This window comes from Sulfobacillus thermotolerans, assembly GCF_039623705.1.
In the GTDB taxonomy this organism is placed as follows: Bacteria; Bacillota; Sulfobacillia; order Sulfobacillales; family Sulfobacillaceae; genus Sulfobacillus; species Sulfobacillus thermotolerans.
Genome location: NZ_CP133983.1, coordinates 1,256,857 through 1,269,625, shown reverse-complemented (window position 1 = coordinate 1,269,625; position 12,769 = coordinate 1,256,857). Strand labels below are relative to the sequence as shown.

General features: G+C 49.5%; 12 protein-coding genes. 1 reads left to right on the top strand and 11 read right to left on the bottom strand.

All coding sequences use genetic code 11. The features are described 5' to 3' along the window. Positions 1-15: 15 nt before the first annotated feature. The 6 genes from ORD20_RS06455 to ORD20_RS06430 all read right to left on the bottom strand — a co-directional run bounded on the left by ORD20_RS06455 (position 16) and on the right by ORD20_RS06430 (position 6,130). Positions 16-1,311 (bottom strand): amidase, encoded by a 1,296-nt coding sequence (locus tag ORD20_RS06455; protein WP_103376472.1) that lies wholly within the window; start codon positions 1,309-1,311, stop codon positions 16-18. After that, a complete protein-coding gene (locus ORD20_RS06450) occupies positions 1,308-1,472 on the bottom strand; it encodes a hypothetical protein (protein WP_158246362.1) in 165 nt (54 codons plus the stop codon). The genes ORD20_RS06455 and ORD20_RS06450 overlap by 4 nt, the downstream gene beginning before the upstream one ends. Before the next feature lie 21 nt (positions 1,473-1,493). Next, on the bottom strand, positions 1,494-2,711 hold the full coding sequence (locus ORD20_RS06445; RefSeq protein WP_430626613.1) for a purine-cytosine permease family protein: 1,218 nt from the start codon (positions 2,709-2,711) through the stop codon (positions 1,494-1,496). 343 nt (positions 2,712-3,054) lie between these two features. Next, positions 3,055-4,032 (bottom strand): ABC transporter substrate-binding protein, encoded by a 978-nt coding sequence (locus ORD20_RS06440; RefSeq protein ID WP_146039098.1) that lies wholly within the window; start codon positions 4,030-4,032, stop codon positions 3,055-3,057. Between the two features lie 33 nt (positions 4,033-4,065). Beyond that, positions 4,066-4,884, bottom strand: coding sequence for an ABC transporter permease (locus ORD20_RS06435; protein ID WP_242968623.1), 819 nt, complete (start codon positions 4,882-4,884; stop codon positions 4,066-4,068). Next, complete coding sequence (locus tag ORD20_RS06430; RefSeq protein ID WP_430626612.1) at positions 4,826-6,130, bottom strand: ATP-binding cassette domain-containing protein; 1,305 nt, start codon at positions 6,128-6,130, stop codon at positions 4,826-4,828. Before ORD20_RS06430 ends, ORD20_RS06435 begins: the two co-directional genes overlap by 59 nt. A 268-nt stretch (positions 6,131-6,398) precedes the next feature. Here ORD20_RS06430 and ORD20_RS06425 point away from each other — a divergent pair, with 268 nt between their 5' ends. Beyond that, positions 6,399-7,061, top strand: coding sequence for a GntR family transcriptional regulator (locus ORD20_RS06425; RefSeq protein ID WP_103376477.1), 663 nt, complete (start codon positions 6,399-6,401; stop codon positions 7,059-7,061). 275 nt (positions 7,062-7,336) lie between these two features. On the opposite strand, the gene ORD20_RS06420 is transcribed toward ORD20_RS06425, so the two are convergent. The 5 genes from ORD20_RS06420 to ORD20_RS06400 form a co-directional block, all read right to left on the bottom strand. After that, complete coding sequence (locus ORD20_RS06420; RefSeq protein WP_103376478.1) at positions 7,337-8,308, bottom strand: 2-hydroxyacid dehydrogenase; 972 nt, start codon at positions 8,306-8,308, stop codon at positions 7,337-7,339. Beyond that, positions 8,305-9,357: an MFS transporter gene (locus ORD20_RS06415; protein WP_242968624.1), complete on the bottom strand. Its 1,053-nt coding sequence runs from the start codon at positions 9,355-9,357 to the stop codon at positions 8,305-8,307. The genes ORD20_RS06420 and ORD20_RS06415 overlap by 4 nt, the downstream gene beginning before the upstream one ends. Beyond that, on the bottom strand, positions 9,348-9,602 hold the full coding sequence (locus ORD20_RS06410) for a hypothetical protein (protein WP_242968625.1): 255 nt from the start codon (positions 9,600-9,602) through the stop codon (positions 9,348-9,350). The genes ORD20_RS06415 and ORD20_RS06410 overlap by 10 nt, the downstream gene beginning before the upstream one ends. A gap of 634 nt (positions 9,603-10,236) precedes the next feature. Continuing rightward, a complete protein-coding gene (locus ORD20_RS06405; protein ID WP_158246363.1) occupies positions 10,237-11,610 on the bottom strand; it encodes an FGGY family carbohydrate kinase in 1,374 nt (457 codons plus the stop codon). A 149-nt stretch (positions 11,611-11,759) separates the two neighbouring features. Continuing rightward, a complete protein-coding gene (locus ORD20_RS06400; protein ID WP_103376480.1) occupies positions 11,760-12,668 on the bottom strand; it encodes a carbohydrate kinase family protein in 909 nt (302 codons plus the stop codon). Positions 12,669-12,769 lie beyond the last annotated feature (101 nt).

The following is a 12,769-nucleotide window of genomic DNA, read 5'->3' as shown; positions in this document are numbered from 1 at the left end:
TCCTGTTATCACGTGTTATGCAACCGGACTCAGAAAAGGCCCGCGAACCTGTTCCCATTGCTGTGCTAATGCCAACAAACGATGCTCTTGTCCCCAAGGCGCTACAAATTGGATTCCCACAGGCAGTTCGCGCCCTTGGGGCATCAAAGGTACGGAGATGGCGGGCAAACCTGAGAAATTAAAGGGTGAGGTCAACTGCGTAAGGACATTACGCGTTGAGGGTTCTGCGATAAGCGGCGCCTCAATACTGACGGTTGGCAGCATCAAGAAGTCAAAACGCTCAAATAAAGCCTGGTACTCTGCCATGGCCATAGAACGCAGTCGCAGGCTATTCACATAGTCCACGCCCGAAAAACGTCGTCCCGCTTCCAACAAGATGCGGACGTCGGTTCCATATTGTTCGGGATATTTTTCTAACCACTCGTGGTGATAACTCGCTCCCTCTACGCGGGATAAAATAAACGCCGCGCCCAATCCTGGCTCCCATAACGGTAAGACGGTCTCCTCAGTATGGTAGCCGAGATGTGTGACCATTCTAATAGCTTCAATCATGCCTTGACGTACCGCGTCATCGAGCAAAGACTCAATCGACGATAGGACGACACCCACACGCGACGGCGACAGACGGCTGCTATCCAACACGTTGGGATCCCAAACCCGGAATACCTCGGTCATGTCCGTCACCGTTTTGGTTAAAAAACCGACATGGTCCAAGGACCAACTGAGCGGAACAACCCCTTCGCAAGATAATCGCCCATACGTCGGCTTCAATCCCACCACACCACACAATGCGGCGGGAATGCGAATCGAGCCGGCCGTATCACTACCCAATCCGACTATCGCCATCCCAGCCGCCACTGCCGCAGCCGACCCGCCGCTCGAGCCTCCCGCAATCCGTTCGGTATCCCACGGATTGCGGGTCGCCCCGAAATGAGGATTGATGGTAGTCGCGCCCATAGCAAATTCGTGGGTGTTGGTCTTGCCCATGACAAGGCAACCGGCTTCACGCAGCTGGGCCACAACCACCGCATCCGCCTTTGGAATCTCCTCAAGAAAGGCACTACCGGCGGTAGTCGGGTAACCTTCTACGTCAAAAATATCTTTGATGGCCACAGGGATGCCGGATAGAGGACCCATACGGACCTCAACGGGTGGCACCGGTTCTATCACCGTAAAAGCATTCAGTACAGGATTGCGATCGACGATTTGCTCATGATAGACCGTAAAAATCTCATTGACACTCAACTCTTTTTCGCCAACAGCATCTAATATCTCACGAAGAGATAAATTGGTTATATCTGCCTTCATCATAAGACGCTCTCTTTCTGCGTTGTCGATGGCAACACAACGTGCACAGCAGGCAGTACATCACGCGGGATCGATAACGTGGCGAACATTTCTACGACACTTTGCCACACCACAGTCGCTTGGTCTGCAATTACCGCATCTAAGTCGGCGTGCTTCTTAACCATCGTAACGTTCGCTCCTCTCTTTTATTCGTCGACCACCGCTTCTTCACCAAACTTGATATGCAAGCCGGCTCCTTGCGGTAATTTGCACATGTCGTGACAGGCTGACTCCAAGGTGCAACAAAGGGAGCAGATGGAGCCCTCATGAAATGGGCAATTAGCCATGTCGGGTTGTTCAAAATCAAAACCGCAACTGACACAGGTGGATTGACTCGTTGTTCTCGCCAGCTCTAGTTCTTCGGTAATCTCCTTTTCTGCGTCGCTTTCACGGGCAATGTAGTACTTACCCTTCGTCATAATGGCGATAAGCGGAGCGGCTATCATCGCCACAACCAACGACAGATAGGAGGAAAATGCTGCCAGAGCCGTTCCAAACAGACCGAAATAAGCGGCTAAAGAGATGACGGAGGCGATAATCATCGCGCCAAATCCTACAGGATTAAAGTTGTAGAGATGGGCTCGCCTGAATTCCACAACGGGTGGACTAATTTTCAAAAGACCTTTGTTAATCACTAAATCTGCCACGACCGCCCCAATCCATGCCACGGCGACATTAGAATAAAACCCTAACACCTTATCAATCGCCCCGAAAATGCCCATTTCCATAATCAACAGCCCAATGCCTAGTTGAAACATCAACCAGACAACCCGGCCGGGGTGACGATGTAACGTGCGCGAGAAGAAATTCGACCATGACAAAGATCCGGAATAGGCATTCGTCACGTTAATTTTCAATTGCGAGAGAACCACCAAAATCGTGGCAATGGTTAATGCCGTGCCCACGTTAGGAATAACACTGTGAAAAGCCTGCGTGAACATCACCACCGGCACATCCGCTTGCGATGCCAACCCCTTGCCAACGACAAAGGATGTAAAAAACTGGCCTAAGATATTCTGGGGGGTGCTAATGAGAATCCAACCCGGGCCAGCTAAAACCAATGCCCAAAGCCAAGCGGTACGATTCGACTTGGTTTGATCGGGCATAAACCGGAGATAGTCGGCTTGCTCCCCGATTTGAGCGACCAGGGACATCATCACTCCTCCTGCCGTAGCCGCAAGCAACCACGAAAAATGTGGTCCTGATGCGGAATGGCCTCCAAAATGAGTCCATGCACTAATAGCCCCAGGGTTATGGGCAAATACAGCCCATAATGCAAAGGCAATGAGAATAACCCACAAGGGTTGGGTCCACGCCTGAAACTTCGAGAGCAGTGTTAATCGGATTGTTGACCAAGTTTCCAAAGGTTCTTTTTGTTGCCATCATTTAGCCCTCCTTGTAAAGTTCGTGATCTCGTTAGCCGCATTGGCAGGTGAATTTATCAAAAAGGTCGTGAAAGGGACCTTCGCCTTGGGGTATGGAATGCCACGGGGTATTGCACCTAAGAAGTGAACATCAGAAACAAGAGAACGGGGTACGATTTACTGGACTGGCCTAACAACGTGGGCAAGGTAACGACGAACGATAATCTGAAATTCTTCTTGGTTTTAGCTGAGGTAGAATATTGCTCACCACAGCCTACTACTACCGTACACAGTTTTCTGCGCGATTTCTTGTTAAAATTGCCAACTAACACGATAACATCGTTTATTTGGCATTGCGCGCAAACTTTGTATTCACAATGTCTGCATACGACACCTGTCCGGGATGGATATTTCCCAGAAATTCTTGTAGCTCAAGAGCGTTATGGAATTCGCTTGGCGTTATGACGGGACTAGTAGCGTAGACCTTATCACGAATCATCCGCAGAACCCCCGCTTTGACAACGGATGGCGGAAGTGTCGGGAACTCTTTTATCGCAATTTGTATCGTCCCTTGGGGATGCTGGGCAATGTACCGAAGACTTTTGTCGATACCGTCGACAAATTCTTGCACGACCCGAGGGTGTTTCGCCATAAAGGCCCGACTCGTATCAATACTCGAGAACGCGTAATCGGATTGGTATTGATGCGCAAAGGAATAGACGACTTTTAATCCCTGAGCGACGGCTTCTTCCACGGTAGGTTCGTAAACTACACCATACTGCGCCTTACCTGCTAAAACTGGCGCAGCTTCGGTCCCTAACTCCACAAACTCCAAATTAGCTTTCATGTGTTTTTGCTTCAATGCCCGTTGAAGCAAATAGGTACTGGTGGAAGGCGGAATCGCAGTCGCAATATTTTGTCCCGCTAAGTTGCTAAAAGACCCCTTTTGATGGCCAACAATCCATACGGGTACTCCATTAACAACCCCCGCAACAGGCACCACGGAAGCCCCCTTAATATCTGACAATGTTGCGATCATGGGGTCCTGCAAGGAAAACTGTGCTGAGCCCGAGATAACGGACGCAACGGCGTTGGCACCGCTATTGCTCGTAACTTTAGTTACTTGTAACCCTTCTGAAGCAAAGTACCCTTTGTCCATCGCAACATAAAGAGGTAAATACAATAAGGATTGAAACGCTTGAGCAATAACGACCTTCGTACCTGCAGAAGCGCTGGCTTCTGCTTTGGCGGACGACGCACCACATCCGGATAATAGTACCGTGGCCCCTAGAAGTCCCATCAGCCGTTTAGGTCTTATCACAATGAATCATCCCCCTCAATTAGTTAAGCGCACTTACCAGGGGCGACCTCGAATAACGAGGCGTTCGACGACCGCAACCCCGCCGTACAAGACCAACGCCATCAGCGATAAGACTAAGACGCCCACCCAGACAACATTTAATTCGAACAAATTCCCGGCGACAAACACAGCATGGCCTAATCCCGCCTGGGACGCGATAAACTCCCCGATAACGGCTCCTACCAAAGCCAGCCCTACGTTAATACGCATCGCATTAACGACCCACGGCATACTTCCGGGCAGAATCAAATGAAGGAACACTTGTCGTCGGTTCGCACCAAACGCCCATAACAAGCGTTCAAAATCCCGGTCAAGTTCCATGGCGCCTTGATAGGCAGCGAGCAACGCAACAACAACAGTCGACGCGAACGCCAAGAGAATCTTCGATTGAATGCCGGTACCAAACCAAATAATAATCAAGGGCGCCAGAGCAATCTTCGGAATACCATTGAACACCACGGCAAATGGCTGAAATACCTTCGACGTTCCTGTCCAATACCAAAATGAGTAGCCAATTATCGTACCTCCCACAGTACCCAAAACGAAACCACTGAGCGTTTCAATCGCGGTAATTTGAATATCGGTTTGAAGGCTCCCCGCACTCCACATTGACCGGGCGCTTTGCCAAATCAACATCGGGCTGCCGGTCAAAAAGCCATTGACCCAGTGACGCCATACAGCAATTTGCCACAGTACTAATACGATCCCCACAATGAGGACCTGCCATCCGAGGCTTTTAACGGTCGATGCGTGTCTATTGAAAATTCGTGGCTTGGAGGGATTGCTGATCTCTATTTTCTGTTTCACTGCCACTAGCGCTCATCCTCCCTGCAATCTCCATCTGAAGACCTAACTCCTGCCACAAGATATCAAAATACGTGTGATATTCGGGAGCCTTACGCGCCTCCCATGGCGTCCTAGTCTCGGAGATTGTAAGACGAATCTCGTGAATGGCTTTGACATGCGCCGGACGGTGACTCAAAACAATGACCCTATCTGCAAGTGAAATAGCCTCCCCTATATCATGAGTCACCAACATCATCGTTCGGTGTTCACGACGATTAATCTCAAGTAACTCATTTTCGAGTAATAACCGTGTTTGATAATCAAGTGCGGAAAATGGCTCATCGAGCAAAATGAGTGAAGGCTCAATCATCAACGTCCGAATCAGCGCGGCACGCTGCCGCATGCCACCAGACAACTGGTTCGGATAAGCATGTGCATAGCCTTCTAGTCCATAACGCCTTAAGTATTCGTGCGCCCGTTCGATGTGGCGACGGTCACGACGAGAGTGTATATCCAGCCCGAGCAATACGTTGTCCAATATGGTTCGCCAAGGAAACAAGATCGGCTCACTGCGAGAGTAGCGAGCTCCTGGCACATCATAATCATGAACACAAATAGGAGGATTTAGCGCATCGCCGTGGCTACTCAAAAATTCTTTGATAGCGTTAATAGCGTCAGATTTCGTCTGTTGGTGATTCGTTCTTCCAAACGTTTCGGCCAGTGAATAACGCCCAAAGCGATCAAATTGAATCTCGGGTGAAAGAAGCTTTTGTTCCTCCTGAGCCAACAAGACGCCGTTGTTCGCGCGCACCAAATAATTTCCTGCGCCCTCTTGAAATCGAATTTGTCCTTGATAATATTCGACCACCCCTATTGTGCCGTGGTGATCCGCTAACAAGAAGTTACCTCCAACGTTGCTTGGAAATTGCTGAAAGTATTGTGATAAAAACTGATATCCTTCCTGAACCGTGGTACACTCCGCCAACATCGATGCATTGGCCAAACCTCGGTTATCTCCCACCCATCCCGATTCCTGCGGGCCACCATTGGAATCGGGCATGCATGTATCCAGATATGAAAGGACAGAACATAACCCTTGCGAATTTAATCCTGAATTAATTCCCAGCTGAACAGTAATCCCTACGGCTAAAGCGCGCATGCCCGAAGGGAAAGAGACTTCTGCATGCCATGTGCCAGCAGGAGCAGCATCCAACGTCTTAAACCCCAACAACCACTCTTTATCCGTCCCTTTCAATATACCTGTCGTACACATTAGAGCCACCCCCTTGACATATTTTGTATCCAATATAGAGGGAATATATCATGAAATTTACACTAATGTAATGGGTTGGTCCGCATATTTATCGCTTTTGTAAAAGTTCACAATAATATCTAACAGTTTTTCGACACGACATTTTTCCTTTACTTTTAAGGATTTTGACAAGATTTGTTCTCTCTTCCCGTTGCGCAGTATGCAACCGTTACTTATAATTCATTCAGACATAATTGGATACAATAATTTAAGATGATGGAGGCTCTTAATGACAAAAAACCATCTTGTTGACACGGCCGTGCGAAATTTACGCGAAGTGATTTTGAGTGGCGAACTGCCGCCGGGCATGCACCTTATTCAGGAAGAACTTGCCGAACGATTCGGGATTAGCAGAACCCCTTTGCGGGAAGCATTGCGAATTTTAGAAAAAGAAGGATTCCTCGTCGTTTCTCCTACCCAAGGCATGACTGTCTTACCTATCACCTATGAAAATGTTCGAGATTATTACGTTGTTCGCGAGGTCCTCGACGGGGCCGCTGCAAGGCTTGCCGCCCAAAAATGTACGGCTAGCCATATTGCAGAACTTCACGAAATACTAAACCACATGGAAAACACTATTGAGCCTTGGTCTCCGAGCGAATGGTTGAATCATAATCTCGCTTTTCATCAACTCATTACGGTCATAGCAGATAACATGCCGCTACGTCATCATTTAGAAGAAGTCATTAACATTTCTGCACGCCTGTTCTTTCCCACTATCCAAATCCAGTTGCAAAGAGCACAACATGCTCTACAAGAGCATCGACTGATTGTGAATGCCCTAGCAGAACATGACGCAATTCGCGCCGAATCCTTGGCAAGACATCATATTGCCACCGCACTCGAACTTTTATCTATATCCCGTTCACCACTTCTTGTTGCCGGGGACTAGCACTCAAATGATGACTTCCTAAAGATAAACCCACAGATTGATAGATGATGCAATCTTGCCTGTGTCCCCACCGGCACCAAAAATCTTTCACAAATAAAATGTTGGCAGCTAAGCAGTAGCCACCTTCTTATCCTTATACGGACTCACCAACTAGTGATCCAGAAATATTATGGGCTCATGAGGAACCTGGACCCCAGCCGTTTCTTCCCGGCATGTAATTTTTCGAACGACTGGGGTCGCCCCTCAGCACTACCTGCAATCCAATACCATAATTCTTACGGTCTTCTTGTCCATCTTTCGGTATTAACGCCGTTCTGCGCGATACCTAGGAGACCCTTTTCAACATTTGCGACTGCATCGCGAGTCATCTCAAACCGGGCCTCTAGAGTCTGGGTTCCGGTGTGCGGCGACAATATGATCGACGAGAGTTGACGGAGCTCGGAAGAGACATGCGGTTCGTGTTCGAAAACGTCTAACGCTGCGCCTTGAATACGTCTATCGGTCAAGCAACGCACGAGAGCACTTTCATCCACACAAGGCCCTCGGCTGATATTGACCAAGTAAGCAGTGGGTTTCATGCAATTCAACTCGCGCTCCCCAATAAGATGATACGTCTCGTGGGTGAGTGGCGTGAGAACCACAACAAAGTCTGCCTGACTCAAGAGCTCAGACAAGGTATGATAACCTGGATGTCCTTCAAGACTTCCATGCTTTCGCGTATAAATTACCTGAAAACCTACGGCACGCAATATTTCCTCGAGCCGTTGCGCTACTTTACCATATCCGACCAACCCAACTATTTGACTGTTGGCATTGTGTGTCAGATCCTGATTGAGAAATCCCGGATTGGGCGATTCGTCCGTAAGGACCTCTCTCATAGCTTGATCATGCGGAACGATGTGGCGCATCAAAGCCATAATCAATGTGAGACCGAGCTCTGCCGTTGCTGCGACAACCGCCTCCGGTGTATGCGTGACAAGAATGCCCAGGTCTGAGGCCGATGCGACATCGATATAGTCATAGCCTGTGCCGTATGTGGAAACTACAATGAGCGACGTCATAGCTTCCAAACGGTCTCGAGTCAATGGATAATTGGGTGCGGTAATAAATCCTTGGATTTCTGATAAGCGCTTTTGCGCAGGTTCACCGAACGCCCACGCATAGGGTGACTCTTCTAAGGACGGCCAGCCAGGAAACTTGCTGAGAGCCTGACATTGAAAATGTGGAAGTGCTTTTATTGTCGTCATAGAGTCACTTCCGATAAGGGACCACGTGCGTTAGGAGGGGTCTGCGCGGCACCGGTTCTCTTTACCCGCACCAACATCGTAAGAATTGCTGAAATGACTAGACACAGCGCCATAAATAAAAATCCATCGTTAGGCGAGCCGGTTGCTGCGGACAAATAACCTACAAAGTAGGTACCCACAAACGAGCCTAATGCGCCCATGCTGTTTATCATTGCCATAGATTCTCCCGATGCAGAACGAGGAATGATATCAGGAACGATCGCAAAATATGGCCCATAGGGTGCATACATGCATCCCCCTGCGACCACGAGTAACAACATTGCCCAGACGAAGTGGTGCACGCCCACGGCAAACGAGGCATACATCGCCACTCCCCCAATCATTAGAAAGGGCCATACATATGCCTTGCGATTAAGACTTCTATCAGCGAAAAAGGAAGCCCCCAGCATGAGTATAATCGCGAGTAAATAGGGAATCGCGCTGATAAGACCTGTCAGACCAATGCCAAGGCCTGACGCAGCCTTAACTATAGAAGGTAGCCATAGAATAAAGCCATAAATACCCGCACTCCACAGAAAATATTGACCTGCTAACAATAAAACATCCCGCGACTTGAAAGCATTCCAGTAATTCACCGGATGCGCAAACGCATTCTGCTCCGCGTTCAATCGTTGTTCAAATACATCGCGTTGACTCTTTGGCAACCACGTTGCCTCCTCGGGTGTATCTTGGACAAGCGCCAACCAAACAAATGCCATGATGATGGACGGAATGCCTTCCAAGACAAACATGACCTGCCACCCCACCGCCGCGATGAGAAAGCCAGACACTACAGACATCCACAACACTGTGACGGGGTTACCCAAAATCAACAACGTATTAGCTCTGGCTCGCTCCGGTTTTAGAAACCAGTGGGTATTGAAAACTAAGAGAGATGGGAACAACACACTTTCGACCGCCCCTAAAAGCAGTCGATCGATAATAAGCCATGTTACATTAGGCAGTAATCCTGTTAAAGACGCTAATATCCCCCAGAGAATCAGCCCCAAAAGATTATTCGTTTGGCACTTTTCGTTTCCGCATAATGCGCGCCTGGAATTTGAAAGAAAAAATAGCCCAGAAAGAACATCGCTCCTAAAAGCGCCGTGGATCCTGCGGTAATATGAAGCGTTTTTGATAGCCCCGCAGCGGCCCCGAAGCCAAAGTTTGCTCGGTCGACGTACGCCAAACTGTAAACAATAAAGATTATGGGGATGAGTCGCACCCAACGCTGGCGGGCTCCTGTTGCCTCCATACCGTATCCATCTCCTTATTGGTTTGTCGCGTAGCTAATGTTCGGATTCAGCCTCCCTATGGTTTCTTCCACTTGCGTGCTCGCACAATGGTTCGGTCGGAGGCGATTGTTTGCGCATTGAAAACCAACCGCCCTCAACATAGACCTTTTATGGCGTAAGTGCTGTAGAAGCGCGGGCAAGAATTTGGGCCATAAACCGTACTTGACCGACCGGCGTACGCGGGTGCATCAACATCTCAGCCGCTTCTCTTCCAATTTCTTCCGTTGGCTGACGAATGGCCGTAACCCCTCCCAAAATATATGAAGCCCAGTTTAATATAATAGTGCGACTAATTATTTCTTTCTACTCTGCAAAACATTCTTCCTTCTTCCGGTGTATTTGATCCGGTTCTATAATTCCCATAGAATGACTCAGGCGCACACCTCCGGCGGACTGCAGTGCCGTCTCGTAGACCAGGGCAAGGAGATCTTGTAACCACAAGATCCCTGCCGCAATTGCCCTTCGCGACAAATGAAGTAATTTATCACACTCTGAAATTCAGCCACTGCTAAAAGGTTCGATTTTTTGCGGTGGCCATGCCGGAATATTTCGCACAGCTAAGCGAGCGGGGGCTATGAACTTCTTTCGATGATGCTAGGATTTTTGATACGCAACAAGAATCGACACCCTCTCAAGGGTTCGTTCATACAGTGACGAATGGGATGGATGGTAGTAGCGTTGTATCACCGGAGTTGTAAGACCCTTTTCTGAACGAGCAAGGTCGATCGCCCCCATAAGTGATGCGTCTTGAGCATCGACGAGCGACAACGGACGACTCAGCGAATCCGAAAGAAATTGCGCTAAAAATGGCCTGTCAAGAAGACCAGAACCAATGCGGAGATCTTCTAGCGGAACCCCTTGGTGTTCGAGAGTTTGAAGCCCTCTGAAGTACATAGCGGCTATGGACAAGAGCGCCGATCCTAACATATGGTCCCGTCCATGTAATGGGGTTAGACCACGCCATTCGGCGTGGAGATCTTCACGCCACCACGGCGACCTTTCACCGTATAAATAAGGGATCGCCACCGGCAAGGGCTCCCCACGACGGACGGTATCAATCCCCCTGTGAAGAACCTCATCGACCGAAAGGGAAAATAGGTTCGCAACCCACGATAAGTAATTGCCGATATTGGAAAAGGCAGAACCGACGAGATACCCTCGGGTTGGTCCCATGGTATAGCAGAAGAGCTCAGGCGAATCCACTGTATATGCTGACGTCGTGCGTAGCGCTCCACTGGTCCCCATCGCTAATACCCCCACCCCTCCATCTGGGGCAATACCCAAATGAACATGAGCAGTCGCAGCATCATTGCCGCCGAGCACAACTTCGAATTGACCGGTGGTATCAGGAATGGCCAACGTCACAGGATGCAATTCAGGAAGGTCACGCGCAGACACATCCGCATAGTGCAATGCAAGAGGACACCAATCCCCGTTGAGTCCTAGAAAACCACTGGCCGCAGCCGTAGAGTAGTCGGTTTGCCACCGGTTGGTGAGGCGAAATACGAGGTAATCTTTGAGCGATACGGGTCGTGCGGACTTCGGCAGCGTGGAGCGCAGGTGAATCCACTTGACCAGTGGTGACATGGCGTGTAAGGGAACGCCTGTTTGCCGCTTTAAATCCCCCGCCACATCTTGCTTGCGCAGATGTTCTGCCGCAGGAAACGCGCATGAGTCCATCCAAGTCAGGCTCTGGGTCAAAGGATTGCCCTCGCTGTCCACTACCAGCAACGTGTGCATTGCACAAGAAAAGCTCAGACGTTGAATGTTCCACCGGACCCTGGCATCTTTTAAGACTTCGACAATCCGGTCATATACCCAAAGGGGGTTTTGTTCGGAATGACACCCATCCGTTCTTACTCCCGATGGCATCTGATTTTGTGCCAGAATAATTTGGCCAGATAAGTCGGTAACAACCCACTTCAAATGGGTTGTGCCAAGGTCAAAGGCGATAAGAGCGCGCTCCATATCCAACCTCCTAGCCATTCCCTAACGTCTAGTATGACGGACCTCTAGAGGCCCCACAAGTGTTAGAACTACACTCCCACCGAGAAAAACTTCATTATCTGATATCAACGAATCTCAGGGCTCTGTTATCGCCTTAACACCCTCAGTCTCTATGGCGTTACCCACCCACTTAGTACCTCGTCTTTGGTTGGCAAGGCCGGCCCTGCCCCCAAGCGACTCACAACTAACGAACCCGCCTTTAACGCCAGCATACAGGCCGCTTCATACGACAGGTTCTGGCGGAATACTGCCCACGTCCATACAGCTGTAACCGAATCCCCCGCGCCCGTTGGATCAACGACATCCACGGGAAGGGCCGGAAATTCTAGCCGTGGTTGCTGCCTTTGAAACAACCACAGGCCCCTAGCACCTAAAGTCACCAAGCACGCCTCGAGCCTCGGATTTTGTGCAAATAAAGCGGCTGCCGCATCGTCCCACGCATTCTCTGGCGCTTGAGTCATCATGGCAAATTCTGACTCATTGGGCGTCAAAAAGGTCGCGAGGTTGAGCAGTGCGGGCGGCAGATTATCAGCAGGGGCTGGATTCAGCACAACACGACCGCCGGCACTGACGACCTGCGACGCTGCCCACAAGGACACATCCCACGGTAACTCGCCTTGCAAGATCAACGTATCAACCGACAACCAGTCGTATGCCAATGCCTGTAAGTCAGAAACCGACACCTCTTCATTGACACCGGGCACATGAAAAATAAAATGACGGTCAGGCAACTGAATCGGTACAGCATAAGCTGTATTTTTGGATCCTGTGATAATCCTTAGCGTTAAATGAGCGTCGGAGAGGCGGTCTTTCATCCATTGCCCTAAGGGATCCTCCCCAAGGACGGTAATCAGTGTCACATCTTCTCCCAAACGCGCAAGCTGAATGGCTTGATTGACACCCTTACCGCCAACCGTCATATCGCTCTTAGTCACGCGGGCTGTTTCCCCATCTACCGGCATGTGGTCATAAGCCAATGGCATGTCGACTACCGCACTCCCCAACACAACCATACTCATCCAGCTGTCCACCTTTCATATTGATTACTCAAATTCACAACACATCCACTATTGACAACAGCACCTTGTTTTGACATTTTCGAACCCATTAACCTCGTTAC